Source organism: Paenibacillus piscarius, from assembly GCF_022234545.1.
In the GTDB taxonomy this organism is placed as follows: domain Bacteria; phylum Bacillota; class Bacilli; order Paenibacillales; family Paenibacillaceae; genus Paenibacillus_AQ; species Paenibacillus_AQ piscarius.
In genome coordinates this window covers 1-24,939 of sequence record NZ_JAIEUI010000011.1, presented here as the reverse complement: position 1 = coordinate 24,939, position 24,939 = coordinate 1, and the positions used below count along the sequence as shown (strand labels likewise).

Here is a 24,939-nt window from a genome sequence, read left to right as displayed (position 1 = left end):
GCTGTCTTCTATTGAAATTTACGGATAGCAGGAATGCAGAGTACAGATGCAGCGCAGGCAATGCCAAGCCCGGTGAAGATAAATATGGTGGCTGTGCCGCCGATGAGATCTGCCAGCCAGCCCACCAGGATGTAGCCGACCGGCAGCAGGGCGAAGGAGCCCAGCAGATCAAGACTGGCTACCCGGCCGAAGGCTTCCTGGGGCACAAGCTCCTGCAGGCTGATCTCCCAGATGAGGCCGAAGATCATCAGTCCGAAGCCCTCGACGGCAAACAGGGCAATGGCTGCCGCTGCATGGGAAGCGAACGGCAGCAGGAACAGCGAGATGCAGCTGATCAATACTCCGCCGTAAGCCATGATGCCGCGGTTGGCCCACTTGTGCCTCAGGCCGTACAGCAGGCCTGCGAGAATGGCGCCGGCACCGGAGAAGGTAACCGCTAATCCATAGATGTAAGGAGCCCAGCCGTGATGAACCTTGAAGAGCCAAGGAACAAGAATACTGGTGACCCCGGCGTAACAAATATTGAAGAAAGAGAAGGTCAGAATCGTGATCCAGAGCCATGGATGGCTGCGCAGTACAGCGATGCCTTCCTTGAAATCCGCTTTCCAGTCCGCAGAAGCGGGAGCGGCGGCCTCAGGAGATTCCGGCAGTCCGGTGGAAGCATCAGCAGCGGTGTCCTTCCTTCCAGACATGAGGGCTTTGCGCAGATAGAACAGACAGACCAGGGAGAACAGGTAGGTAAAAGCGGCCAGCCCAAAGCCGACACCTGCCGACATATGGGTAATAAGCAGCCCGCCAAGCGTAGGTCCGATCAGCCTTATCGTCTGCAGACTCATCTGCGTCAGTGAGTTGGCGGTAATCCGGATGTCAGGCGTGAATACCGTGGCTTGGGTCGCAGCATATGCCGGCCGGAACAATCCGTCAAACATACCGTAGAAGGCCATGAATATATAGAGCAGCGGAATGCTCAGCATATCCGATAAGGACAGGAAGCAGATGACAATCATAATAGCAAAGCGTGCGATATCCGCTGCTATCATAATTTTCACCCTGTCATAACGGTCTACAATATGTCCGGACACCGGCAGCATAATCACATTGGGCAGCATGTAGACAGCCATTACGAAGCCCATGGTAGTCGTTGAGCCGGTCAGCGAATAGACCAGTACGGGAAGGATCACCATGGTGACTGAGCTTCCGAGGAACGATACCAGATTACCCAGCCATAAGAAGGGGAAGGCCCGTGATTTTGCAAAAGGCGCGGCAAACCGGCTCAGCGGATGGCTTTTTGCCTTTTCAGCAGTACCTGAAGGAATCATCTAAGGGTTTACCTCCGGCTCTGTACTGTTATCATTAGAATGCAGGCGGCCGATCGCAATGTCGATGCCATATTCATCTCCCTCTGTAACTCTGGATTCCCAGGAAGAGATAAGCTTCATCATCTCCTGCTGGAACGCCTTCAGCTCTGCGGGAGACAGCGTCAGCCGGGTCGTGAAATGTTCAACCTTGTCTTCCGGCAGGAACTGGTAGCCGCTGTGATTCTCGGAGCGGAACCAGGTGGCCTTGGAACGGTAGAATTTCTGGATAATGCCGCCGGACGCTTCTGTACGGACCAGGTCCAGCAGCCCGCCCTCGTACAGCTTCACGATATGGTAGTGGATATTTCCCGGCGTCTTGCCCAGCTTCTCGGCAACCTGCTTTGAGGTCAGCGGTTCTTCAGCGAGTATATGCATAATTTTGATCCGCAGCGCACTTTCCAGCAGCTTGCTCTGTTCGGGGGATACTTGAAACGGCTGTTCATTATATACATCTGACATTGCTGAATGCTCCTTTTTTGTCATTTAAGAGGGAATTCAATCTGGATCTCAGTTCAATCTGTAATCCAGATCGATAAAGTAGTAACAGCATAGTTCACCATTTCTTTTTTGTCAATGATTTCTAAGCAATACATAGTAAAATAAAAGGCAGCCAGGGCGTCATTCGCACAGAGCTGTGGAATGGTTTAAGATGGAGGACACAGGGATAGGAATCAATAAGACAGCTTTTCGTGAGGAGTGAAGAGGATGTTCCGGAGAGATTATATCGTGCGCATGATTGAGGATATGACAGCGATGGTGGCCAAGGTACTAACCCTGAAGCAGGACAAAAAAACAACCGAAGCCTTATGGGAAGTGGATGAGCTGCTGATGCGGCATTTCCGGCTGAACTCGCGTCTGCTGAATTCGCTGTCCGTTGAGGATATTATTGATATGTTTCGCCTGGGCACGGTGCTGGAGGCGGATAAGCTGCAGGGGGTAGCCAGGCTGCTGAAAGAGGAGAGCGGGATTTATACGGCGAAGGGTGAACGCGATCAGGCTCTGTTCCGGGCGATGCGCTCCCTGCACTTGTTCCTGTATGCCGATCTGCACGGGGCTGACCGTGAGCTGATGAATATGACCGGTGAGATCAATGAGCTGCTGAAGGAAGTGGAGCCGTACCGCCTGCCGGTGAAGACGGAGCGTCTTCTGCTGGCTTATCACGAATCCATGGGGAGCTATGCCCAAGCGGAGAACAGCCTGTACCGGCTCTGGGAGCAGGGGGAGGCTGTGGCAGAGGAAGGCCGGGAATTCTATGAACGTCTGCTGCTGGCCAGCCCCGAGCGTCTGGCGGAAGGCGGCCTTCCCCTGGAAGAAGTTGAGCAGGGGCGTGAGGAATGGAGCCGGCTGACGGTTAATGCTATAATATAACGACATTCAGGAGCCAGCGTGCTCCATTCTTGAACCCGAAAGTGAGATGTACCTATTGGAAGCTTTGAAGGAACTGACCCAGCAAGTCATCACCGGCCGCACCCTGATTACGGCTACCTTAAGCCAATTGCGCAGCAAAGGCGAGGTCGCCTACAGCAAAGTCCAGATCAAACCTGTCATGTTAAAGGGCAAGCTGCACTACCAGTTTGCGTATTATACCGGCCCGAAGGTCGAACACCGTAATATTCCGGCAGAGACTGCCGCAGAAGAGATGCTGTCCTTGTTCAGGGAGACCTTCCGCCAGGGTCTGCTGTGCACCACTGCTGCCGACTACCAAGTGCTGATCAGCAAAAAATATAAGGTATCCATTCTGACCAAATCAGCCAGCAAGCAGGAGACGCCGGATCTGGCCCATAACCGCCGTAAGCAGTATGTGCTGGATGAAGGCGAGCCGGTGCCGTTCCTGGTGGAGCTTGGCATCATGAACAGCGAAGGCAAGGTGCTGGCCAAGAAGTATGATAAGTTCCGCCAGATCAACCGCTTCCTGGAGATGGTTCAGGATGTGCTGGGCGATCTTCCGGCCGGACGTCCGCTGACGATTGTTGATTTCGGCTGCGGCAAATCGTATCTGACCTTCGCACTGTATCACTACCTGGCTGTCCGTGAGCAGCGGGAGCTGCATATTGTCGGCCTGGACCTCAAGGCGGATGTCATTGAGCATTGCAGCGCGCTTGCGGCCCGTTTGGGCTACGACCGGCTGCGGTTCCTGGTCGGTGACATTGCCGACTATAACGAACTGGAGCAGGTGGACATGGTTGTGACACTGCATGCCTGTGATACCGCCACCGATGCCGCGCTGGAGAAAGCCGTGCGCTGGGGCGCATCGGTCATTCTGTCCGTGCCCTGCTGCCAGCATGAGCTGTTCGCACAGGTGCAGAGCGAGGTGCTGAATCCGCTGCTGTCGCACGGTATTCTGAAGGAACGGTTCTCCGCTCTGGCGACGGACGCGATCCGGGCCAAGCTGCTGGACCTGATGGGCTACCGCACCCAGCTGCTGGAATTCATCGACATGGAGCACACGCCGAAGAACATCCTGATCCGCGCTGTCCGCAGCGACAGCGGCGACAACGCCACCAAATGGCGCGAGTACAGCGCCTTCCGCGACTTCCTCGGTGCGAAGCCTTACCTGGAGCGCGCCTGCTCCGACCTGCTGCCCTCCGGAGGGCAGGAGAGCTAGAGTTAGCTTCATGTGATGAATAGTTAAGGGTGTGAGAGGGCGGCTGCTTCCTGACGGGGGTGGCCGTTTTTTTGTTGCGGAAACAGTGAACTCAATGGGCGGCGGATGTGTGCGATCCGATTTTGGTGAATTCAAGGGTATTAGTACACTTCATTTTTCGCGCATGGCCCCATTTCGGTGAAATCAAGGGTATTTATACACCTCATTAGCAGGGGACGGTGGTTTTTGCTGAGATCAAGTGTATTAGTGCTCTTCATTTCCGCGTATACTCTCCTTTCGTACCCTTTCCTCCCTCACTGCCACAGCATATTTCTGCTAACTACATCACTGTCTTCTGTTTTGCGGGAAATATGGGCAGACTGCTAAGTAACAAGAGGAATGGGAGATATCTAAGGTTATGGGCAGATCTGAGCAGCAGAGGATTAGGTTACTTACAGTGGCTGGCGGGCTGGCATTATTTGCAGCGTTGGCGGTGGCATGTGCGCTTCGGGGTTTTTTTTTCGCTGGGGAGATGTATTTGTTCCTGACCTTATGGTTTGCATGGTGCGGAGGCATGGCGTTGCTGGTATGTGCGGGGAAGATGCGGGGATGGTCTGGGAAGAAGGACGCCAGGAGGGCGGCGAGTCAGGCTAATTCGTTAGTTATAAGAGAAGGGGATCTGCGGACACAAGGTAATATAGAGCGTTTACCGGCAGAGGCTGCTGGATGGAGCGGAGGGGGCTGGCTGGTTACTGGCGGGGGCGGGAACGGTGCGAGGCTTGGAGGTGGTGATGAGACCGGGAACGGTGTAATGCTTGCAGGTGATAATGTGGTATGGGGCAAGAGCGGGCGGGGACTGGCTGATGGTGGAAGTCGCGGTCTGAGGTGGTACGGGGCGGCTTGGTTATTGCCGGGGAGCTGCCTCGTAATCTTTCTGCTGTATGCTATTCATATGCTGCGTGCTCCACTATCCTCATTGGGAACTTTGAACGAGCTGCTGCGCTGGGGATTCTATGGCAGCTTTGCGGTGTTCGCCGTGCTTGTTGCCGGAAGCCGCCGGGGAGGAGCCTGGTTAGCTGCGGTTTGGCATACTACGGGACTCGTGATCAGTCTGAGCGCTCTATTGGCTGTATGCGGGGGCCTGCCGCTTCCTTATGCCGTCGCCTATACGCAGTCTCCCGGAGTCAGTGCAACAGGAGCCAGATTGGGGGGCTTGCTTGAGTACCCCAATGCCATGGGCGCGTTGATGGCTGTGTATCTGCTGGAGCGGCTGTTCGCAGCCGCTTATGGCTTCAAGCCGGCTGCGGGGCGCATGGCCGTCCCGCGATGGCTCACAGCGGCACGCCTCTCGCCGCTGTTCCCGTACACCGCCGCGCTGCTCCTCAGCGAGTCGCGCGGCGCATGGCTGGCTGCGGCGATCGCTGCCGCCGCAGCCCTGCTCCCGAAGCGGCACCTGTTCGTGCCGCTTCTCATGAACGGCGCCGCGCCCGTGGCCGCCGCGGCGCTGCTCTACCGCCAGCTGGCCCGGGCCGGGCTGGCGGCAGAGCCGTTGCCCGGCCTGCTGGCGCTGGCCGGGCTCTGGGCCGGCGCGGTGCTGGCCGGCCTGTGGCTGTACCGCCGCTGCGGCTGCGCGGCGGGCAGGGACCGCGCCGCCGGGCTGGCACTGGCGGCGGCGGGCTGGACGGCGGCGGCCAGCGCCGTCCTGCTGCTGGTACGCGCGCGGATCACGGGGCCGTCCCCGACAGCCGCCGCGCGCGGCCTGTTCTACCGCGACGCCTGGCGGCTCGCGGCAGAGGCGCCCTGGCTGGGGCGCGGGGGCGGGACCTGGCGGCAGTCATACCTCGCCGCCCAGTCCCGCCCCTATGTAGGCAGCCAGGTGCACAGCGGGTACCTCGACACCCTGCTGAATCTGGGAATCGCCGGCCTGATGGTGATCCTCCTGCTGCTGCTGGCCGCAGGCTGGCTGATCGCCAAGGCATCGCCACGGCTGCTGCCGCCGCTGCTGGTAATCATCCTGCATAGCGCCGTCGATTTCGACTGGAGCTATGGCCTGTTCTGGCTGCTGCTCCTGCTGCTGCCGGCCTGGGCGCTGGCAGAGAAGAACAGCCGGGCCGGGGCCCCGGGCAGGCCGCCATGGACTACGGAACGCAGCCGGTTAACGCATGGGGCCCTGCCAAATCCTTCCCCGTCCACATTGCCTCATCCGGGAATCAATGCATCGGAGGGAGCTTTACCCGTAGTTCCGGATGAGAATGCCTCATCCAGTGCTTCCCCGTCCGGTCGTGCGGTTCCGGTTCAACCAAACGTCCACTCCCGTATGCCCGTCCCCAGCCAACCCGGGAACCGGCAGCGCAAATGGAGACAAGCCGGCCTGCTTGCCCTCTGCGGAGCAGCCGTCCTGTGCAGCGGGCTGTCCTACCGGGCGATGAGGGGAGCTGACTTGTTCAGACAGGCTATCCATGATCCTCATCCAGCCGCACAAGCAGCCCTGCTGCAGGAGTCGCTGAAGTGGAATCCCGGAGAGCCGCAGGCGGCAATTGCTCTATCGCGGCTTCTTCCGGAAGAGGAGGGGACAGGCATGCTGCTGCGGAGCCTGAAGCTATCTCCGGGCAGTGCTGTCCTGCAATGGGAGCTTGCCGCAGATTATCTGCGGGGGGGACGTCCGGGGGAGGCGCTCTACTGGGTCCGCCGGAGCCAGCAGGCCGACCCGTTCAATGCTGCCCGCAGGCTGTCAGCGCTGCAAGGAATGCTGAACCTGGGCAGGCGCAGCTTAGCAGCAGGGGATAGAGCTACAGCAGCAGACAGCGCGGCCGCAGGACTGGAGCTGCTGCGGCAATACCGCCTGCTGGCCGCTAAGGAAGAGAGCAGAGGACCGCAGCATAATGACAGAGGCTTTGCTGTGCTTCCGCAGGCGGATGAAATTTACCTTCAGCTTAGACAGCTACAGGAGCAGTCCATACTCACAGATCCGCCCCGTTTCACGGCAACCGAGACGGGCCAATAACCTGCTGTTGCCAGTAACGCTAAGCAATACAGTCATGAACCTCAGGAGTGTTAAAGGCTGAGCATGAACATCAAGCTGGAGATAGGGCTGATCCTGTACCCGCTACCGATTTCTGCTGTTCCATTCAAGGAGGTGATCCTTCCAGCGCCTACAGCATCCGCATGACTGCTGTGAATGAGCCGCTGGATTCGTTGCAGATTGCCGGTCCCTATTAATGCCCTATTGAAGCCTGAGAACACAGTCCGGCTCATCCTGCCTCCAACCAGCACAGCAATTCCCGTCTCCGTCCAGCAGTCCTTGCGCTCCCCGTTAGCCTCAAGCCGTTCCTTACGCCTTGAAACTCTGTGAGATCATCCACGAGTATACTACCGGCACAAGAGCGATAATGATCAGCGCGGCGATAACCGTTCCGGGCGACAGGGTTCCGGGCATAAAGGCTGCCAGTGCAATCAGCACCCCGCCTGCTACCCACATTTTTCCTGAGAAACGGTGGGTTCTTTGCCATACTACAGGATTCGCCAGTGTCCAGGGCGTGCGGATGCCGATGAAATAGTTATCCCTAATCTGCGGCATGAAGTTTCCGATGACCGCCAGCAGCAGCCCGATGCCTACCGTGGCCCATTTCCCGGCAGCGAATTGCTCATCCAGCCCGTAGCTGACTGACAGGACAAGCGCACCATCGCAGATGACGGCAACCGCAAGGCGGACCATTTTATAGGCACCCTGGAATCTGTTATAGTTCTCGCTCTTGGGATCGAAATTGCGGATAAATTGGATGGCAAACGGGAAGATCAATCCCATAAAAGCAAACAAGCCAATAACCGAACCCTTACTCCAGTATTGGTCGACCTTGCCGGTGATGCCGATGTGGGACGGAAGCTGATCCGGCAGTCTGCCGTAATTCACCAGCGCGTAGCCCAGGGAGAGTAGTCCTAAGAATACAATCAGTGTATCCTGCCATTTCCATTTGAAGTTCGCCATTATGATCCATCCTCCGTATTTAAAATAGTGCCCGGGTTGCTGTTGCTCTTAGAACTTGAGCTCTTTAATCCGGCTTTCGTGTCGTCTTCGCCGCCCTTGCCCCTGCTCGTCAATTCCAGAAACCAGCCCAGCACCTCCTCAAGCACCGTCGAGTCCAGGGAGTACAGAATAAATTGGCCTTTCCGCTCATCCTGGATCAGTCCGGCGTGCTTCAGCGCATTCAGGTGGTGAGAGATACTGGGTTTGGACATATTGAAAAAATCAGCAATCTCCCCGGCCGTCCGGTCCTTTTCACGCAGCAGCCTGAGAATCTGTCTCCGGGTCGGATCAGCGAGTGCTTTGAATGATTCATTCAACTCCGCCTCCTCCTTTCGATATTTAAGTAATTATCTAAATATATAATAGTCACTCAATTCAGGCATTGTCAACCTGCAAAATCACATTAATCCTCTGCAATCGGCGTAACTCAGCATATTCCTTTTCCGTAAGTAGAAGTCGTAAGCCGGCATATGCTAGAATAGGCTAGGAGAAGCCGGATACATAGAGCAGACCGGGCATTGCATTTTGCCAGCAGAGTGCCGGGTTAATTATAAGCATGGGAGGAGAGCTGCAGTTGCATTTCATATCTGATATTGTGTCACAGCTATTTGAATGGATTCAGTCTCTGGGGTATTTCGGGATTATGATCGGCCTCATGATTGAAGTCATTCCAAGCGAGATTGTGCTGGCTTACGGCGGGTATTTGGTTTCACAGGGAGATATTAATTTTTTTGGCGCCGTGCTGTTCGGAACGGTTGGGGGTGTGGTGGCCCAGATCTTTGTCTATTGGATTGGCCGTTACGGCGGCAGGCCAGTGCTGGAGAAGTACGGGAAGTACATCTTCATCTCCAAAAAGCACATTGACCATTCCGAGGAATGGTTCCAGAAGTACGGGACCGGCGTTATCTTCACCGCCCGTTTCATTCCGGTTGTCCGTCATGCGATCTCGGTTCCGGCTGGCATCTCCCGGATGCACCTGGGCCGGTTCACGCTGCTGACAACTCTTGCTGTAATTCCGTGGAGCGTGTTGTTCGTCTATTTGGGATATACGCTAGGAGACAGATGGAAGAGTATTGATGAGGTCGCAGCCAAGTATACGCATGAGATTATTCTTGCCGCCATTGCGGTAATTGTTCTATACTTCCTGTTCAAGTGGTACAAATCCAAGAAGAAAGGTAGTGCAGCATGAAGCAGAATGTAGCAAGCAAATTCGGCCAGGGCCTTACTCCGCGCCAGTTCGTGGAGTCTATGACGAAGAATCAGCAGGCTTTTGAATCGTGGTATGAGAAGTTTGCCTGGGAAGATGAGAGTGACCGTGAATACTTCGAGAGCCTGAATCACCGCGATGATCTGCGCGTGCTGATTCTGGCCGCTGACTGGTGCGGAGATGTGGTCCGCAATGTTCCCGTGGTCTTCCGGATTCTGGAGACGGCGGGTATTAAGACGGAGGTATTGATTCTCGAAGAGAATCAGGATCTGATGGATCAGTTCCTGACGATGGGCGGGCGCTCCGTTCCTGTTGTTATTTTTGCCGATACCGGAGGTTATGTGCTGGGGCATTGGGGCCCGCGTCCGGCGCATGTTCAATCGCTGATGGTAGAGTTCAAACGTGAGAATCCCGACCGCGAAGCGGCCGACTATGAGAGCAAAATCACCGAAGTGCGCAAAGCAATGGGCCAAGCCTACGGGGAAGGGACGGAATCACACGCGGTTATCGCCAAAGAGCTGCGCAGCCTGATCTCCGGATTCTAACGCCGATGCTGAATATTCGATCTTATAATCTGGGGGCACTCCAGACGAATGCTTACCTGCTCACGGGAGCAGATCCTAAGCGTGGGGTGATTATTGATCCCGGCGCCAATCCTGCGGCCCTGCTCCGCGCAGCTGAGGGGATGGAGATTGAAGCCATTGTGCTGACCCATGCCCATTTCGACCATATTGCGGGACTTGACGAGGTTCGCAAAGCCAAGAAATGCCCCGTCTACATCCATCCGCTGGAGAGTGAGTGGCTGGGCAGTCCGAAGCTGAACGGCTCCTTAATGTGGCCTGATACTACGCCTCCCGTCAGCACAGATCCGGCAGAGTACGATCTGGCGGAAGGCCAGACACTCAAGCTGCTTGGACTTGAATTCCGCGTGCTGCATACGCCCGGGCATTCTCCGGGAAGCGTTAGCCTCCTGTGCGGCAGCGATTTATTCTCCGGTGATGTCCTGTTCAAAATGGGCGTAGGGCGCACGGATCTTCCCGGAGGCAGAGAGCGTGATCTCATCGACTCCATCCGCGGCAAGCTGTACCGCTTGGATGAGGAAGTCAGGGTGTTCCCCGGCCACGGGCCGCGGACATCGATTGGATATGAGAAGCTTCACAATCCGTATGTCCCGGCATAAATAACGACATCTTTTGGTCAGATGCGACATGATCCGGGAAATTTAGGATGGACAAAAAGATACAGAGTTGCTACAATGATGTTAATTAAATGTAACATTTACCTCGCGAAGCACGCAGACTGTGGAAATAATCCCGGTTTGCGTTCTTTTTTTGTGCACACCGATATCTTAATTTCTTGGGAGGAAGCAGCTTGAAGGAAGAAATGCAGTACCAGCTTAATTACGGAGAATCGGAAACAGCTGACATAGATGCAGGCGGATGCAATAAGGCGGATGATGCGGCAGGGAGAAGCGATACTAAGAGTACCCTGTTCTGGAGCTTCCCCAGGGGCAGGGGGAGATTCCAGCCGTGGAGACGCAGACTCTGGGAGCTGCAGAATAATTCCGACGGTGAATGAACGATAGCTGTTACTTAAGCGTATTACAGATGTGATAGAAAAGGATAGGGGAGGGGCTATGGGCGACGCGATGCTGGAGAAGATCAGCCGGGCACAGCAGGGAGATGCTGCAGCGCTGGCTATGCTGCTGCGGGAGCACTATCCCTTCCTGTACAAGTATCTGGTGAAGGCCACCATGGACCCTTCGCTTGCTGAGGAGCTTGCCCAGGATACGATGGTCCGGTGTATGGAGAAGATTGGAACGTACAATGGTTCGTCCAAATTTTCTTCATGGCTGATTACGATCGCCAGCCGCCTGTACATTGACCGCAAGCGGCGCTGGCGGCGTGAGATGAAGTGGAAGCAGGAGCAGGCGCAGGAGCACGGGACCCGCCGGATACGATGGGGGTTTGAGAGCCGTAATATGGAGTGGAGTGATGTGCTTGATGCTATGTCGCGGTTGTCCTCCGCGCATAGAATGGCGGTTCTGCTGAAGCATTATTACGGATACGGGTACGATGAGATCGGGGAAATGCTGGAGATTCCTGCGGGAACCGTGAAATCACGTGTAGCTGCCGGCTTGGGCCAGCTGCGGAAGGAGCTGAATGATGGTGAGATTTAACAGTGATGAAGAACTTCTGAATAAGCTCTCGGCAGAGCTGGAGAATCTGGACAGACAGTATGATGATGTCACTCCTCCCTCACTGCCGGAGCTGGAGCAGCTTATAGCATCGGAAGCACTCCGCCGGAGCAGGCAGCGACGCAAGGAGCTGCTGTTATTCATCCTCCTTGCCCTGGTGCTGATTACTGCCGTAATCTCCATTCTAAGCTCTGCACCGGTGCTCTACCTGAGCCTGCAGGCGATTTTTCTGCTGGCAGCGCTTGGTATCCCGGGAGCAGCGTGGATCAGACGCCGGCGGGAGGAGGCACAGCCGTGAAGGAACTGCAGGAATTGCAGGAATTGCCACTCTGGTTATGGATTGTTTTGGTGGCTGTAGTGATGCTGCAGGGAACCTGGTTGTTCCTCCACGCCCGGGACAGAGGCCAGGGATGGAAGGCCTGGTTCTGGGGGATATGGGGACTTACTGTTGTGCCTACACCGGCATTATGCTATCTGCTGTTTGTAGTTCTCCCGGATAACCGGAAGCGGAAGGCTGGCAGGAACCGCTAACGTACCACTATTTTCCGTCTATCTTTTTCAGTCACACTTATGAGAACTGGAGGGATACGGGTATGAACGATATCAATTGGGGATTGATCGGGCCGCTGCTGGCTCTGCAGGTTTTGCTTGCGGTTATTGGTCTGATCTCACTTACGAAGGCAGAGCAGGTGCGGGGTCCGAGATGGATGTGGGTGCTGTTCCTGATCTTTGGCAACCTGCTCGGCAGCATCGCCTATTTCACGCTGGGAAGGAGGGATCTGTGATGCCGCTGCTTGAGGTTGCTGATCTGCGCAAGACCTATGGCGGCCGTCCCTCTGTGGATGGAATCAGCTTCAGTATTGAAGCCGGCCGCTGTGTCGCGCTGCTGGGGCCGAACGGAGCGGGGAAGACGACAACGCTGCGGATGCTTGCCGGCTTGTTGCCGCTGACCTCCGGTGCGGTCAGTTTCGCCGGGGGTTCCCCTGGAGGAGATTACCGCCGGCATCTGGGGTATCTGCCGCAGGCCCCCGCATTCTATAACTGGATGAGCGGGCTGGAATATCTCATGTTCTCGGCCAAGCTAAGCGGTATGCGCACCCGGGAAGCGTCGGCGGCATCGGCCGCTGTACTGGAACGGGTGGGACTTAAGGAAGCGGCACGCCGCCGGATCGGCGGATATTCCGGCGGAATGAAGCAGCGCCTGGGGTTAGCCCAGGCCTTGGTGCACCGTCCACGCCTGCTGCTGCTTGACGAGCCGGTTTCTGCGTTGGACCCGATCGGCCGCCGTGAGGTGATGGAGCTGCTGAGGGAGATCCGCGAGGAGACGACCGTCATTTTCTCCACCCATGTTCTGCATGATGCCGAAGAGATCTGCGATGAGGTCATATTGATGAACCAGGGGCGGATCGCTGAGCAGGGAACATTAGCCCGCCTGCGAACAGAATACAGCCTTCCGGTCATCAGACTGGCTGTAGCTGGAGAACAACGGGCTGTCCGTTGGCTGGAGGAGCTGAGTCACAGTGCTCTGGTTAATGGGGCCGAAATATCGGACGGGAAGGCGCTGCTGAACGTAAGCGATGTTGAACTTGCCCGCCGGATGATTCTGCAGTCCGCAGCAGAGCTGGATATTCCCCTGCTGCACTTCGAGGCAGGCTCCTCTACGCTGGAGGAGCTGTTCATGAAGGTGGTGGGGGCATGAGGAGGCTATGGACGCTGTATTTGCGGGAGCTGCTTGAGGCTGTCCGCAGCTACAGGCTGGTCTGGGTGCCTGTGGTGTTCATCATTCTGGGGATTATGCAGCCGCTGGTCGCTTATTATATGCCTGACATTCTGGCAGCCTCCTCCAATGCTCCTGCAGCTCTACTGGAGAACTACGAGCTGCCGGGCGCTGCAACGGTAATGGCCCAGGCGCTGGGACAATATGGAACGATCGGGATGCTGGTGCTCGCACTGGCAGGGATGAACAGTCTGGCAGGTGAACGCTTAAGCGGGACATTTGAGCTGCTGATGGCCAAGCCGTTGTCCCCTGTCTCCATTGTTGCGGCTAAGTGGGCGGCACATTTGACTGTATTGCTCCTGGCCGTGGGACTGGGGACGGCAGGGGCTGCGTATTATACGGCTCTGTTAATGGGGCAACTGCCCTGGAGTGCTGTCGCAGCGGCCTCCTCGCTTTATGCGCTGTGGCTGCTCTGCGCGGTATCCCTCACGCTCTTCTTCAGTGCCTGGCTGCGCGGGCCTGCAGCAGCAGGTCTTGCTCTCCTGCTGGCAGCCGGAATGAGCCTGGCTCACAGCCTGCTGCCTTCCCAGACCGGCTGGCTGCCGGCTGCGCTGCCCGGATTGTCTGCGGCAGTCCTTGCGGACGGGACAGCCGAAGCGGGTCCGGTGATCTGTGCATTGCTGCTGATCCTAGCCTGCATCGCTGGGGCTTCTCTGCTGACAGGCAGACATAAATTACCGGATTGACGGATTTTGTAACAGAAATGTAAGTTTACAAGATGTTTCGTCGTTTTTTCTGTGACAATTCAGGAATAGTGCCATCCTGCTGCTGGACAGCTCTATCTTTTTTTAGTAGACTGTTGAAACAAGCAAATCCATGATAGATTTTAGTCAGGAGGTAGGATGATGCTGCGTTTAGGAGAGAAGATTGTCATTGTCGCGGACGCTTTCGAGCAGAGCCTTCCTATCGGAGACTATGGCTACCTGATTGCTTACGACCGCAATCCTGATAATGCGTTTGATTATGTCATTCGTGTTCCCGAGGCTAACAGGAATTTCTATGTTACAGCTGAGGACATTGAGGCCGAAGAGCAGATGCTGGCAGCGGAAGCCGAGAGAGCCACGCATGAGGCGCTGATAGATTACGCACTGTCAACGTACAATGAGAAGCTGTTCCATCAATTGATGAACGGTGAAGCAGCCGAGGCGGAAGAGATAGAGACAACATCCCAAGAGAGTATGTCCCAGGCGGATTTCATCAAGCAGGTGAACCTTCGCGCCTGGATTTAAGTAGAAGCCGGCATAATGCCGGCTTTTTGTTTTTCACCCATTCTCCCGCCTATTCCTTCCAATCTGTCCCCCCTGCCGCCTCCCTGATCTTCCTTCTGTTGACAAGCACATTGAATTGTAAGGCCTTCTACAATATAATTAAAAACGTTATCCGGGCGCTTTAGCCCTTTAAACAGGAGGGATATCCAATATGAGCATCACTGTCAAAGATGTGCAGCATGTGGCCAGGCTGGCCCGCCTGCAATTAAGCCCGGAAGAAGAGGCTACCTTCACCGAACAAATGAATGCTATTTTACAATATGCCGAGAAACTGAATGAGCTGGATACCGAGAATGTGAAGCCGACGACGCATGTGCTGCAGGTCAGCAATGTGATGCGTGAGGATGTGGTGAAGGAGAGCCTGACCCAGGAGGACGCTCTGCTTAACGCACCCGATGATGAAGACGGACAATTCAAGGTTCCCGCTGTTCTGGAATAACGATACCAAGAGAGGAGGAAGCAAGTTGAGCCTGTTTCAATACCGGTTACCTGAAGTACATAACATGCTGCACACCAAGGCAGTTTCGGTCAGTGAGCTGACAGAGGAAGCGTTATCCATTATTGCGGAGCGTGACAGTAAGATTCATGCCTTTTTGACTTTGAATGAGGAGGGGGCCCGCCAGCAGGCGCGTGTGCTTGATGACAAGCTGGCCTCAGGGGCTTCCCGCGGCCTGCTCTTCGGACTGCCCGCCGGAATTAAGGATAATATTGTGACCAAGGGTCTGCGCACCACCTGTGCCAGCCAGTTCCTGGCCAACTTCCAGCCGCTGTATGACGCAACCGTAGTGTCCAAGCTGCGCCAGGCGGATGCCGTAACCATCGGCAAGCTGAATATGGACGAGTTCGCCATGGGCGGCTCCAATGAGAATTCCAGCTTCAGTGCGGTATCCAATCCGTGGGATCTGGAGCGGGTTCCCGGCGGATCGAGCGGCGGTTCGGCAGCGGCGGTTGCTGCGGGCGAAGTCTACTTCACACTGGGCTCCGACACCGGAGGATCGATCCGGCAGCCGGCATCCTACTGCGGGGTAGTAGGCCTCAAGCCAACCTATGGTCTGGTCTCGCGTTACGGCCTGGTTGCTTTTGCCTCCTCGCTGGATCAGATCGGCCCGATTACCCGCACCGTGGAAGATTCCGCGTACGTGCTGCAGGCTATTGCCGGTTATGATGCCCAGGATTCGACCTCGGCCAAAGTGGACATCCCTGATTATCTTAGCGCGCTGACTGGCGATGTTGCCGGCCTGCGGATTGCTGTGCCGAAGGAGTACATCGGCGAAGGTGTAGATGCAGCGGTACGTGAATCCGTGCTGGCGGCGCTTAAGGTGCTGGAAGGGCTCGGCGCGGTATGGGAGGAAGTATCTCTTCCGCACACCGAATATGCTGTTGCCGCTTATTATCTGCTCTCCTCCTCGGAGGCTTCCTCCAATCTGGCCCGGTTCGACGGGGTCCGCTACGGCCAGCGTGTGGATGACGGGGGCGGATTGCTGGAGCTGTACCATAACTCCCGCAGCCAGGGCTTCGGCCCTGAGGTTAAACGCCGGATTATGCTCGGAACGTATGCGCTGAGCTCGGGATACTACGATGCTTATTATCTGAAAGCCCAGAAGGTCCGCACCCTGATCAAGCAGGACTTTGATGACATATTCACCAAATATGATGTCGTGCTCGGGCCGACTGCGCCAACTACAGCCTTCAAGCTGGGCTCGCAGACCGAAGATCCGCTCACGATGTATCTGAACGATATCCTGACCATCCCTGTCAGCCTGGCCGGCATACCTGCCATCAGCATTCCTTGCGGCTTCGCCGAAGGCCTGCCTGTGGGTCTGCAGATTATCGGCAAGGAATTTGACGAGAGCACGGTACTGCGCGTTGCCCATGCCTTTGAACAGCACACAGAGCATCATAAGGCCCGCCCGCAATTGTAGCTTGAAGGAGTTGCCCACAAAACTTTTAAGGGATGAGATTATCTATGTCGAAATATGAAACGGTCATCGGGCTGGAAGTTCATGTGGAGCTTCATACCAAGTCCAAAATCTTCTGCGGCTGCTCCACCGAATTCGGTGCTCCGCCCAACACGCACACCTGTCCGGTTTGTCTCGGCCATCCGGGTGTACTGCCGGTACTGAACCGCCAGGCGGTAGAGTATGCCATGAAAGCGGCGATGGCTCTGAACTGTACCATTGGCGATGTCAGCAAATTCGACCGCAAGAACTATTTTTACCCCGATTCGCCCAAAGCCTACCAGATCTCGCAATATGATCAGCCGATCGGACTGGACGGCTGGATCGATATCGAGGTGAACGGCGAGACCAAGCGGATCGGAATCACCCGCCTGCATCTGGAGGAGGACGCCGGGAAGCTGACCCATGTAGATGGAGGCTTCGCTTCACTGGTTGACTTCAACCGTGTAGGCACCCCGCTGATTGAGATCGTCTCCGAGCCGGATCTGCGTTCGCCGGAGGAGGCACGCGCCTATCTGGAGAAGATCCGCGCCATAATGCAGTACTGCGACGTATCGGATGTGAAGATGGAAGAAGGCTCGATGCGCTGTGATGCGAATATCAGCCTGCGTCCTGAAGGGCAGGAGGAATTCGGCATCCGGGCCGAGCTGAAGAATATGAACTCCTTCCGCGGTGTGCTCCGTGGCCTTGAATATGAGCAGATCCGCCAGGCAGAGATCCTGGATGACGGGGGAGTCGTTGTACAGGAGACCCGCCGCTGGGACGAAGCCGGAGGTAAGACCCTGTCCATGCGCGGGAAGGAAGAAGCCCATGACTACCGTTATTTCCCGGACCCGGATCTGATTGTGCTGCATATTGACGATGCGTGGAGGGAGGCAATCCGCTCCACCATTCCTGAGCTTCCAGATGCCCGTCAGGCCCGTTACAGCGATGAATTCGGCCTGACTGCCTATGATGCCGGAGTGCTTACCTCCTCCAAGCCGCTTGCGGACTTCTTCGAGGGGAGTCTTGCTTATACACAGGATGCCAAGGCTGTCGCCAACTGGATGATGGGCGACCTGCTGGGGTATTTGAACAGCAATAATCTGGAATTATCCCAGGTGAAGATTACGCCGCAAGGGCTGGGCGAGATGATCGGCCTGATCGCTGCCGGAACCATCAGCAGCAAAATTGCCAAGACCGTCTTCAAGGAGATGCTGGAGAGCGGCAAGCTCCCGGGCGTCATTGTTGAAGAGCAGGGCCTTGTGCAGATCAGCGATGAAGGAGCCATCAAGCAAATTGTTCAGGATGTAGTGGCGGCGAATCCGCAATCTGTAGAAGACTATAAGGCCGGCAAGCAGAAAGCAATCGGCTTCCTAGTCGGACAGGTCATGAAAGCGAGTAAGGGCAAGGCCAACCCTGGTCTGGTGAACACCCTGCTTGCTGAAGTGCTGAACAGCTAGATTGGGTAATAGATCATAGAATGAGGGCACAGGGCTTGTCGGCAACGGCAGGCCCTGTACAGATATAAGGGGACTTATAGGGATGAATACAATAATGAAGCTGAATCTGCAGGATGAGCTCACGCTGGATGACCTGTGGAGCCTTCAGCATAAGGCCTACCGCCTGGAGGCAGAGATCATCGGGTTCCGTGACATTCCGCCGCTGCTGGAGACCCGGGAGATGCTAAGCCGGGTGAAGGAGGAGTTCTACGGCTGTCTGGATGACACAGAGGAGCTCCTGGGCGCTGTGGCAGTAATGGAAGAATCCCCCGGTAAGCTTACGGTGACCCGGATGATGGTCAGTCCTGATCATTTCCGTCAAGGCGTGGCGGGCAGACTGCTGGAATATATCTTTGACCGTTATGACCGGATGGAGCAATTCATCGTATCTACCGGGACGCTGAATCTGCCGGCGGTGAAGCTGTATACTAAGCACGGGTTCGTCCCTGCTCAAGCGGAGGAAGTGGCTCCGGGAGTAGAGCTGCTGGAATTGCACCGGGCAGGCAAGCGGCAATGAGACCTACCAATGATTCAGAAAGGAGGATAACCGAGGATGAATTCCGGTCAACAGGAACAGGAAGATTATCCTGTTAGGGATGAACAGAACGAATCAGGCGTGCAGGAGCCTGAAACAGCGGCGGCGATGAAGCCGGTCACAATACCGCCCCGGCTCAAGCGGCGTCCCCGCAAACGGAAATTTATAGCCGGCCTGCTTGCAGCGGTACTGCCCGGCGCGGGCCATGTGTATCTGGGGCTGCTCCGCAAAGGAATCACCTTTATTTTTCTGCTGCTGCTTGATATTATGGCGCTGCTGTATTTCTCTTCTATTGGAATGCAGATTAATGTGCCGCTGCTGATTCTCCTGGCGCTGTTTATCCCGGTAATGTATTTCTACAACGTGTTCGATGCGCTCCAGGCAGCGGACCGGATTCTGCGCTTTCCTGAAGAGCATGGCCCTGAAGACGAGGAGACTATTGATTCGGGCACTTCGGCAAGACGGCGGGTAAGGATCAGCGAGCCGGGGGTATCCTTCGGCGTTATGCTGCTCGCCGGGGGAGTATTGCTCTTTCTCTTCCGGCAGAAGCCGCCGTGGCTGCAAGCCTTCATTGAGAGCTCGGCCGGTGCTGCGGCGGCAGTCCTGCTCATAGGGCTGGGCGTGCTTATGGGCATTCGCGAGGTGGCCAAGAATGTGCTGGTGCGTGAGAGCGGGGAGCGGAGAAGCCGGCGCGTCGGCAGATATACAGCATCGGCCACGCTGGCCGCTGTAGGCACGCTGCTTTTCCTGGATTGGAGCTACGGCACGGATTATATGATGCTGCTGCTGAAATGGTGGCCCGTCATCCCTGTACTCTGGGGCATAGAATATCTGCTGATCTATGTATTCTCCCGCCGCAAGCCAGGGAGCACTGTCCGCAGAGCGCGGATGGACCTGCGCGGCCTGATCTCCGCCATAGTTCTGGCAGCCTGTGTGTTTATCGTAACCGAGCAGGAGCATTATCTGCATCTGTGGAACCGGGTCAGTCTTAATCTGACGGCGGCAGCGGTTGATTACGGGGAAGCGGAGGGACATCAATTTGAGAAGCCGCCGCTGGTCGTTCCGGTCGAACTGAATACCTCCAAAGTCAGCATTGATGCGATCAACGGAGACATTCTCATTCACCGGGCTGCTGTTGAGGATATTGAGATTAAGGCGACGGTATGGGTGGATCAGCTGGATGGTGTGCTGGCTGAGGCGATTGCGGATCAGTCTTTTGTCGAGGTGAGTGAAGGGACAACCATCAAAATCACTCCCCAGACCAAGGCATATGGTGAATCCGGCAAACGCCAGCCGCGGATTAATCTGGATATCTCCCTGCCGGAGGACCGGCGGTTTGATCTGAATGTCCGCACGATGAACGGCGGGATTACGCTGCAGAATGTGGAAGCTATTGCAGATATCTCGCTGGAGACCGGGAACGGCGAACTGATCCTGCACCGCATTTTCGGGAATGTCAAAGGCAAAACGCTCAACGGCGCAGTGCGCGCCAGAAGTGTGCTGGGCGATGTGGAGCTGGGGACAAGCGGCGGTGATGTGTCAGCCTGGGAGGTGAGCGGGGCGATGAAGCTGTCGACGGCTGTAGGTAATATCAAGGCCTATGACAGCGGCGATGCAGTAGATGTATCCACCAAGAACGGCAACGTGGAGGTGGCGGGAGCCAGATCGAAGCTGCATGCCGAATCACTCAACGGAAGAATCCATGTCCGTTCCGCGGATTTCGGCGGCGACTGGGAGATTTACAGTGCAGTAGGCGATATTGAGCTCTTCCTGCCGCTTACAGGTAACTTTTCGGTAGAGGGCTCCAGCGGCTACGGGGATATTAAGACAGATCTGCCAGGACTCGTGATCGATAAAAAACTGATTTCCGGCCAGATCGGCACCGGTGAATTCAAGCTCCGTGTAGATGGAAACAGCAATTTAAATGTGAGCAAATATTGAATTAAGTAATTTTTATTATATAATAATCAATATAATGTAATGACCGCGTTGACAATAACGAAACCACGGTCTTACAATTACATTAGAGTTATTATTAAGTTGTAATCAAAAGGCGGTGGCATGGATGGGTAGTGGAGTACAACATGCATTGGAGCAGCTGAAGACAACCGGTGTCCGTATTACGCCCCAGCGTCATGCGATTCTAACGTATCTGATGGAAGCGATGAATCATCCTACGGCTGACGACATTTACCGGGCGCTTGAGCCTCAGTTTCCCAGCATGAGTGTGGCAACGGTGTATAACAATCTGAAGATGTTCATGGAAGCAGGGATGGTCCGCGAGCTGACCTACGGTGACAATTCCAGCCGGTTCGATGCCAATGTGTCTGATCACTATCATGTCATCTGCCAGGAATGCGGCAAGATTGAGGATTTCAGCTATCCTGCCCTGCATGAAGTGGAGCAGCGTGCTGAAGCGGCTACAGGCTTTAAGATTCACGGCTTGCGTATGGAGCTGTACGGAGTCTGCAAATGCTGCGGCGAGAAGCAGCACTGAACTGAAATTAACCTATAAGCGTGTGGAGTCCGGCTGCGGATTCTGCACGTTTTTTGTTAAAATATAGAATTTATATGTTCCACACGATAACTTATCCTTCTATTTCTCGCTGAAACGATGCCGTCCTTAAAAGAACGGCGAAGCCGTTTCCACTTGCAATAAGACATCCCTTCCAGAAGAATGGCGCAACCATTCAGACCTGCATGGCGTATACTTAACAGGAGCAATGCCCGTTTTTACAAATTAAAGCACATGGTTTGGAGGACCTATCTTGGACAGAAGACAGAGACGAGGACGCGTGAAGAAGCGCGGGAGTCTTGTACGCCGCTTATTGGGACTTGTCATTATAGCCGCTGCAGCCTTTTATGTTGTTTACTATGTAATGCCGAACCGCCAGCATCAGGACCCGGATTGGAAGGGGCTGGACAAGCCTATTTTCGTCAAAGGACAGCTTACAGGCTATTCCGCCTCGGGAACGGGCGACAGCCTGCTTTTACCGCTGCCTTTCCTGCAGGAATACGTTGATTCTTCCATCCGATATGAGGACAAGACCAAATCCGTCATTCTCTCAACAGACAGCAGTTTATTATATATGCAGGAATCATCCACAGCAGCAAGCCTGAACAATGAGCCTCTGCAGCTTCGTCTTGCTCCCGAGGTTAAGGATAAAGTCACCTTCCTGCCGGCAGACACGCTGGAGAATCTGTACGGATTCAACATCGATGAGGACACAGCCACCGGTGCAGTACTGCTGATGACAGCCGGGGAATCGGTGCCGCTCGGCAAGGTGAAGGGGAAGGAAGGCGGAAACACCAGAGCGCTGCGTACGGAAGCCACGGTGCATGCCCCCATCCTCGCGGATATGCCTCCTGGAACGGTGGTCAGAATATGGAATACAGAACCTGAGGACTGGATGTTTGTTCAGCTGGACAACGGCTATTCAGGTTATGTGAAGGCCAGTGACATTACCCCGGACGGAACCAAAGCCGTAGAGAAACAGCCTGTAACCCCTACACGCGCTGAACGGAGCTGGAAGGGCAAGCCGGTGAACATGTTCTGGGAAGCCGTGTATGAGCGTAAGCCGAATCCGGCCAAATTCGCGGCACTGCCGGGAGTGAATGTGGTTAGCCCTACCTGGTTCAGCATTATCGATGTGAGCGGCAATGTGCGCAGCCAGGCTGACCGTGCCTACGTGGATTGGGCGCATAATCAGGGGATGGAGGTATGGGGCCTGCTGAGCAACAGCTTTGAACCGGATCTCACTACCGAAGCCCTGTCCACGTATGAGAAGCGGATGAACACGATCGTGCAGATGCTGAAGTACGCAGATCTGTACAATCTGGATGGGATCAATATTGACTTTGAGAATGTCTATACTAAGGACGGGCCGAATGTTACCCAGTTCATGCGTGAGCTGAAGCCGATGGCCCAGAGCCGGAATCTGATTGTCTCTATTGATGTAACTCCCAAGTCCAATAGTGAAATGTGGTCTCTGTTCCTTGACCGCCGGGCGCTTGGCGCGGTATCGGATTTCCTCATCGTCATGGCTTATGATGAACACTGGGCCGCCAGTCCGGTAGCCGGCTCGGTTGCCTCTCTCCCTTGGGTCAAGACTTCGGTTAACCGGATACTGGAGGAGGACGAGGTGCCTGCGGAGAAGCTGATTCTTGGCGTACCGCTCTACACGCGAATCTGGACGGAAACCACTGAGAAGGGCAAGACCAAGGTTAGCTCCAAGGCCGTCAGTATGAATGCGGTCAAGGAGATCATTGCCGAGAAGAAGCTGACCCCGGAGTTCGATCCGAAGGCCGGGCAGAATTACGTGGAGTATAAGGAAGATAAGGCTCTGCGCAAAATATGGATCGAGGACAAGACCTCGCTTACAGCGAGAGTGGAGCTTGCCCGCTCCCTGAAGCTCGGCGGTGTGGCGGCGTGGAACCGGAGCTTCGCCAGCCCTGAAGCCTGGGAAGCCTTGAAGGCCATCATAGAATAATTATAAAAAGGTGTTGTCCTCCAGGGGACAACACCTTTTTAGCAGAAAATCATATACTGCTGCATATTTCTGATAGGCAAATGATTACAATAAACAACGGTAAGATAGGATTATTGCTTAAGCTGCTGGGCTTCAAGCTGTTCAGCCGTAATCGTGGCTTGCGACGGGTCGGTCGTGAGAATCGTGTGGCAGAACATGCAGCGGTCGGTTTTGCCCAGCATTTTGGTCAGCTTGTGGCATTCCGGACATTCCACCTGAACGGCGCTGGTTGAGAGCATCCCGGCCCAGAAATAGATGGCCATGCTGGCCATCAAAGCGATCAGGCCGATCACCAGACCGATTCCGGCGAACACCTTGCCTGCGGATCCCCAGAACACAATGCCTGCGGTGCCCATGATCATAAGACCCATGCCCACCATGGTGAGCAGCAGCCCCCAGGTGCGGAATGCATTAATTTTGGCCGATTTAAATTTCATGAGTGCGATCTCCTAACTGAAATATAGTTCGGTCGTTCAGGAGGAACTGGCATGAAGATGTAGAATATTATGATTTATAGTGATTATAACTGACTGGATGCTAAATCGCCATATTCGATGGAGGGAAGTATGGAACTGTCCAATTTGACCCTACTCAGTGGGGAGACATTCGATGAGAATGTTTTGGGGGCTGTGGCTTGGCGGCGACGAGGGGAAGACACCTTTCAAAGTGCATTGCTGCACGATTATGATATGGTGATCCTCATGCTGTACGAAGAACAGGAGACCGAACGTATCATAACCCATACCATTGCCGGCGATCAGCGGACGCAATCGGTGCATGTGGGTCTATCCGCTTTGGAACGCGCTGTGATGGCAGGAGATAATAATGAACTGCTGACCAGTCTAATATCCGGGGAGGTCATCTGGGACCCGAAGGGAATTCTGGTGGAGATGCGGAAGCAGCTCAACCGGTTTGACGGGGCGCTCAAAGAGCGGGTGCTGTTTATGGAATTCGCGCGCTTTTTACATATGTATATCAAGTCCAAGCGGTACATTGAGGCAGGCTGCACTATGGATGCCTATAATTGTGTGCTGATTGCTTTGTACCATTGGGCACGGATTGAAGTGAGCGAAGCGGGACATTTCCCGGAACCGGCAGTCTGGGGGCAAGTCAAGAACCTGAACTCTCCGGTCCATAAGCTGTATGAGGAACTTACAATCAGTACCGAGACGCTGGATCAGAGGATTGAACTGATCTTGCTCGCCTGTGAATTTGCCTTGATGTCCAAGATGCCGGACTGTTGTGCCATGCTGGTTCGTATTCTGGGCAGCCGTCAGGAGGCATGGAGCATTAAGGAGTTGTTGCAGCATTCCGGGTTAAGTCATCTGCAGGCTGAATTGCCGTTAGTGCTGCGCAAGCTTGTGTCCCGGTCCTTGATCCGGGAGATCACCTCATGGGCAGTGGAAGCAGGGGATGGACATGCCATTCGCTATACCCTTTAATGATGCAATAAGTTCAGCATGGGGGATGACCCATTAATTAGATAAAGACAGCAATTGAATGGAGAGGGATGCACTCTCTTTTTTTTATTGGATAGGAAATTATATGTTTTGAGATCCCCGCAAAGGATCTGAATCATCATCGAAGCTAGAGCCTCACTTAGTGGGGGTGTTTTTATTTGTGAAGGGTATTTTAAGGGTTGACTTGAGTGCAGATCGTATGTTAAATTATAACTCGTCCCTCTGACATTGCGATGTGTTGCAAGACACTCGTTAATCAGCCGCAAAAAGAAATTAAAAAAAAGGTTGACTAAAACGAGGGCGCTGTGATATATTATAAAGGTCGCTGCTGAGACAAAATAAAGCGACAAAAGATGTGTTTGATCTTTGAAAACTGAACAACGAGTGAGTATCAGAAATCACTTCGGTGATTTCAAAACAGAGAATGCAAATTCTCGTCAGATGTTTCAAAATGAGCAATCGCTCTTTCTATAAGCGCTTACTTCGTAAGCGTCCTAATTGGAGAGTTTGATCCTGGCTCAGGACGAACGCTGGCGGCGTGCCTAATACATGCAAGTCGAG

The 24,939-nt window shown here is 54.9% G+C and carries 27 protein-coding genes and 1 rRNA gene; 23 read left to right on the top strand and 5 right to left on the bottom strand.

Translation table 11 applies throughout. From position 1 onward, the window contains the following. Nucleotides 1–8: 8 nt before the first annotated feature. Entirely contained in the window at nt 9–1,319 is a 1,311-nt protein-coding gene (locus K1558_RS17960; RefSeq protein WP_238653026.1) for an MFS transporter, read from the bottom strand. Further along, the gene (locus K1558_RS17955) at nt 1,320–1,817 is read right to left on the bottom strand and encodes an ArsR/SmtB family transcription factor (RefSeq protein WP_238653025.1); all 498 of its coding nucleotides are present in this window, start codon (nt 1,815–1,817) and stop codon (nt 1,320–1,322) included. A 246-nt stretch (nt 1,818–2,063) separates the two neighbouring features. Here K1558_RS17955 and K1558_RS17950 point away from each other — a divergent pair, with 246 nt between their 5' ends. The 3 genes from K1558_RS17950 to K1558_RS17940 all read left to right on the top strand — a co-directional run bounded on the left by K1558_RS17950 (nt 2,064) and on the right by K1558_RS17940 (nt 6,946). Next, the gene (locus tag K1558_RS17950) at nt 2,064–2,726 is read left to right on the top strand and encodes a DUF6483 family protein (RefSeq protein WP_238653024.1); all 663 of its coding nucleotides are present in this window, start codon (nt 2,064–2,066) and stop codon (nt 2,724–2,726) included. A 46-nt stretch (nt 2,727–2,772) separates the two neighbouring features. Beyond that, nucleotides 2,773–3,963, top strand: coding sequence for a class I SAM-dependent methyltransferase (locus tag K1558_RS17945; RefSeq protein WP_238653023.1), 1,191 nt, complete (start codon nt 2,773–2,775; stop codon nt 3,961–3,963). 553 nt (nt 3,964–4,516) lie between these two features. Then, nucleotides 4,517–6,946 (top strand): O-antigen ligase family protein, encoded by a 2,430-nt coding sequence (locus K1558_RS17940; RefSeq protein WP_238653022.1) that lies wholly within the window; start codon nt 4,517–4,519, stop codon nt 6,944–6,946. A 327-nt stretch (nt 6,947–7,273) separates the two neighbouring features. Here K1558_RS17940 and K1558_RS17935 read toward each other — a convergent pair whose 3' ends face one another. Then, complete coding sequence (locus K1558_RS17935) at nt 7,274–7,927, bottom strand: SdpI family protein (RefSeq protein WP_238653021.1); 654 nt, start codon at nt 7,925–7,927, stop codon at nt 7,274–7,276. Next, nucleotides 7,927–8,283 (bottom strand): autorepressor SdpR family transcription factor, encoded by a 357-nt coding sequence (locus tag K1558_RS17930; protein ID WP_238653020.1) that lies wholly within the window; start codon nt 8,281–8,283, stop codon nt 7,927–7,929. The genes K1558_RS17935 and K1558_RS17930 overlap by 1 nt, the downstream gene beginning before the upstream one ends. Before the next feature lie 257 nt (nt 8,284–8,540). Here K1558_RS17930 and uptA point away from each other — a divergent pair, with 257 nt between their 5' ends. From uptA to K1558_RS17840, 18 genes are all read left to right on the top strand, one after another. Further along, a complete protein-coding gene (uptA, locus tag K1558_RS17925) occupies nt 8,541–9,155 on the top strand; it encodes an undecaprenyl phosphate transporter UptA (RefSeq protein WP_238653019.1) in 615 nt (204 codons plus the stop codon). After that, nucleotides 9,152–9,718, top strand: coding sequence for a thioredoxin family protein (locus tag K1558_RS17920; protein WP_238653018.1), 567 nt, complete (start codon nt 9,152–9,154; stop codon nt 9,716–9,718). Before uptA ends, K1558_RS17920 begins: the two co-directional genes overlap by 4 nt. Nucleotides 9,719–9,723: 5 nt before the next feature. Then, on the top strand, nt 9,724–10,353 hold the full coding sequence (locus tag K1558_RS17915; RefSeq protein WP_238653017.1) for an MBL fold metallo-hydrolase: 630 nt from the start codon (nt 9,724–9,726) through the stop codon (nt 10,351–10,353). Between the two features lie 191 nt (nt 10,354–10,544). Beyond that, nucleotides 10,545–10,751 carry a hypothetical protein gene (locus tag K1558_RS17910; protein WP_238653016.1) on the top strand — a complete coding sequence of 69 codons (207 nt, stop codon included), beginning with the start codon at nt 10,545–10,547 and terminating at the stop codon, nt 10,749–10,751. 58 nt (nt 10,752–10,809) lie between these two features. Next, the gene (sigY, locus tag K1558_RS17905) at nt 10,810–11,352 is read left to right on the top strand and encodes an RNA polymerase sigma factor SigY (RefSeq protein ID WP_238653015.1); all 543 of its coding nucleotides are present in this window, start codon (nt 10,810–10,812) and stop codon (nt 11,350–11,352) included. After that, nucleotides 11,336–11,668 carry a DUF5345 family protein gene (locus K1558_RS17900; protein ID WP_238653014.1) on the top strand — a complete coding sequence of 111 codons (333 nt, stop codon included), beginning with the start codon at nt 11,336–11,338 and terminating at the stop codon, nt 11,666–11,668. Before sigY ends, K1558_RS17900 begins: the two co-directional genes overlap by 17 nt. Further along, a complete protein-coding gene (locus K1558_RS17895) occupies nt 11,665–11,901 on the top strand; it encodes a hypothetical protein (RefSeq protein WP_338019713.1) in 237 nt (78 codons plus the stop codon). Before K1558_RS17900 ends, K1558_RS17895 begins: the two co-directional genes overlap by 4 nt. Before the next feature lie 62 nt (nt 11,902–11,963). Further along, a complete protein-coding gene (locus tag K1558_RS17890) occupies nt 11,964–12,155 on the top strand; it encodes a PLDc N-terminal domain-containing protein (protein WP_238653013.1) in 192 nt (63 codons plus the stop codon). After that, nucleotides 12,155–13,069, top strand: coding sequence for an ABC transporter ATP-binding protein (locus tag K1558_RS17885; RefSeq protein WP_238653012.1), 915 nt, complete (start codon nt 12,155–12,157; stop codon nt 13,067–13,069). The genes K1558_RS17890 and K1558_RS17885 overlap by 1 nt, the downstream gene beginning before the upstream one ends. Then, entirely contained in the window at nt 13,066–13,833 is a 768-nt protein-coding gene (locus tag K1558_RS17880) for an ABC transporter permease (protein ID WP_238653011.1), read from the top strand. The genes K1558_RS17885 and K1558_RS17880 overlap by 4 nt, the downstream gene beginning before the upstream one ends. A gap of 159 nt (nt 13,834–13,992) precedes the next feature. Beyond that, nucleotides 13,993–14,376: an ATPase gene (locus tag K1558_RS17875; protein ID WP_238653174.1), complete on the top strand. Its 384-nt coding sequence runs from the start codon at nt 13,993–13,995 to the stop codon at nt 14,374–14,376. 190 nt (nt 14,377–14,566) lie between these two features. After that, nucleotides 14,567–14,854: an Asp-tRNA(Asn)/Glu-tRNA(Gln) amidotransferase subunit GatC gene (gene gatC, locus K1558_RS17870; protein ID WP_238653010.1), complete on the top strand. Its 288-nt coding sequence runs from the start codon at nt 14,567–14,569 to the stop codon at nt 14,852–14,854. Between the two features lie 25 nt (nt 14,855–14,879). After that, the gene (gatA, locus tag K1558_RS17865; protein ID WP_238653009.1) at nt 14,880–16,337 is read left to right on the top strand and encodes an Asp-tRNA(Asn)/Glu-tRNA(Gln) amidotransferase subunit GatA; all 1,458 of its coding nucleotides are present in this window, start codon (nt 14,880–14,882) and stop codon (nt 16,335–16,337) included. Nucleotides 16,338–16,369: 32 nt separating this feature from the next. Next, entirely contained in the window at nt 16,370–17,815 is a 1,446-nt protein-coding gene (gene gatB, locus K1558_RS17860) for an Asp-tRNA(Asn)/Glu-tRNA(Gln) amidotransferase subunit GatB (protein WP_238653008.1), read from the top strand. A gap of 82 nt (nt 17,816–17,897) precedes the next feature. Beyond that, complete coding sequence (locus tag K1558_RS17855) at nt 17,898–18,371, top strand: GNAT family N-acetyltransferase (protein ID WP_238653007.1); 474 nt, start codon at nt 17,898–17,900, stop codon at nt 18,369–18,371. Nucleotides 18,372–18,407: 36 nt separating this feature from the next. Beyond that, a complete protein-coding gene (locus K1558_RS17850; protein WP_238653006.1) occupies nt 18,408–20,330 on the top strand; it encodes a DUF4097 family beta strand repeat-containing protein in 1,923 nt (640 codons plus the stop codon). Nucleotides 20,331–20,454: 124 nt separating this feature from the next. Beyond that, complete coding sequence (gene perR / locus K1558_RS17845) at nt 20,455–20,886, top strand: peroxide-responsive transcriptional repressor PerR (protein ID WP_238653005.1); 432 nt, start codon at nt 20,455–20,457, stop codon at nt 20,884–20,886. Nucleotides 20,887–21,157: 271 nt separating this feature from the next. Then, nucleotides 21,158–22,879 carry a glycosyl hydrolase family 18 protein gene (locus tag K1558_RS17840; protein ID WP_238653004.1) on the top strand — a complete coding sequence of 574 codons (1,722 nt, stop codon included), beginning with the start codon at nt 21,158–21,160 and terminating at the stop codon, nt 22,877–22,879. Between the two features lie 110 nt (nt 22,880–22,989). Here K1558_RS17840 and K1558_RS17835 read toward each other — a convergent pair whose 3' ends face one another. Further along, nucleotides 22,990–23,355, bottom strand: a complete 366-nt coding sequence (locus K1558_RS17835) for a YgzB family protein (protein WP_238653003.1) — start codon at nt 23,353–23,355, stop codon at nt 22,990–22,992. Nucleotides 23,356–23,484: 129 nt separating this feature from the next. Here K1558_RS17835 and K1558_RS17830 point away from each other — a divergent pair, with 129 nt between their 5' ends. Together K1558_RS17830 and K1558_RS17825 are read left to right on the top strand one after the other, a co-directional pair. Continuing rightward, nucleotides 23,485–24,360 carry a nucleotidyltransferase-like protein gene (locus K1558_RS17830; RefSeq protein ID WP_238653002.1) on the top strand — a complete coding sequence of 292 codons (876 nt, stop codon included), beginning with the start codon at nt 23,485–23,487 and terminating at the stop codon, nt 24,358–24,360. A gap of 513 nt (nt 24,361–24,873) precedes the next feature. Continuing rightward, nucleotides 24,874–24,939: ribosomal RNA gene (locus tag K1558_RS17825) — 16S ribosomal RNA — on the top strand; the annotation flags it as partial.

Excerpts from the sequence above, each read along its gene's own strand:
- K1558_RS17900 (WP_238653014.1), top strand. The coding sequence starts at position 11,336 with ATGATGGTGAGATTTAACAGTGATGAAGAACTTCTGAATAAGCTCTCG.
- K1558_RS17945 (WP_238653023.1), top strand. The coding sequence starts at position 2,773 with ATGTACCTATTGGAAGCTTTGAAGGAACTGACCCAGCAAGTCATCACC.
- K1558_RS17955 (WP_238653025.1), bottom strand. The coding sequence starts at position 1,817 with ATGTCAGATGTATATAATGAACAGCCGTTTCAAGTATCCCCCGAACAG.
- K1558_RS17915 (WP_238653017.1), top strand. The coding sequence starts at position 9,724 with ATGCTGAATATTCGATCTTATAATCTGGGGGCACTCCAGACGAATGCT.
- K1558_RS17935 (WP_238653021.1), bottom strand. The coding sequence starts at position 7,927 with ATGGCGAACTTCAAATGGAAATGGCAGGATACACTGATTGTATTCTTA.
- K1558_RS17940 (WP_238653022.1), top strand. The coding sequence starts at position 4,517 with ATGGCGTTGCTGGTATGTGCGGGGAAGATGCGGGGATGGTCTGGGAAG.
- K1558_RS17850 (WP_238653006.1), top strand. The coding sequence starts at position 18,408 with ATGAATTCCGGTCAACAGGAACAGGAAGATTATCCTGTTAGGGATGAA.
- gatC (WP_238653010.1), top strand. The coding sequence starts at position 14,567 with ATGAGCATCACTGTCAAAGATGTGCAGCATGTGGCCAGGCTGGCCCGC.
- perR (WP_238653005.1), top strand. The coding sequence starts at position 20,455 with ATGGGTAGTGGAGTACAACATGCATTGGAGCAGCTGAAGACAACCGGT.
- gatB (WP_238653008.1), top strand. The coding sequence starts at position 16,370 with ATGAGATTATCTATGTCGAAATATGAAACGGTCATCGGGCTGGAAGTT.
- K1558_RS17875 (WP_238653174.1), top strand. The coding sequence starts at position 13,993 with ATGCTGCGTTTAGGAGAGAAGATTGTCATTGTCGCGGACGCTTTCGAG.
- K1558_RS17960 (WP_238653026.1), bottom strand. The coding sequence starts at position 1,319 with ATGATTCCTTCAGGTACTGCTGAAAAGGCAAAAAGCCATCCGCTGAGC.
- K1558_RS17835 (WP_238653003.1), bottom strand. The coding sequence starts at position 23,355 with ATGAAATTTAAATCGGCCAAAATTAATGCATTCCGCACCTGGGGGCTG.
- K1558_RS17920 (WP_238653018.1), top strand. The coding sequence starts at position 9,152 with ATGAAGCAGAATGTAGCAAGCAAATTCGGCCAGGGCCTTACTCCGCGC.
- K1558_RS17950 (WP_238653024.1), top strand. The coding sequence starts at position 2,064 with ATGTTCCGGAGAGATTATATCGTGCGCATGATTGAGGATATGACAGCG.
- K1558_RS17890 (WP_238653013.1), top strand. The coding sequence starts at position 11,964 with ATGAACGATATCAATTGGGGATTGATCGGGCCGCTGCTGGCTCTGCAG.
- K1558_RS17885 (WP_238653012.1), top strand. The coding sequence starts at position 12,155 with ATGCCGCTGCTTGAGGTTGCTGATCTGCGCAAGACCTATGGCGGCCGT.
- sigY (WP_238653015.1), top strand. The coding sequence starts at position 10,810 with ATGGGCGACGCGATGCTGGAGAAGATCAGCCGGGCACAGCAGGGAGAT.
- K1558_RS17880 (WP_238653011.1), top strand. The coding sequence starts at position 13,066 with ATGAGGAGGCTATGGACGCTGTATTTGCGGGAGCTGCTTGAGGCTGTC.
- K1558_RS17855 (WP_238653007.1), top strand. The coding sequence starts at position 17,898 with ATGAATACAATAATGAAGCTGAATCTGCAGGATGAGCTCACGCTGGAT.
- K1558_RS17830 (WP_238653002.1), top strand. The coding sequence starts at position 23,485 with ATGGAACTGTCCAATTTGACCCTACTCAGTGGGGAGACATTCGATGAG.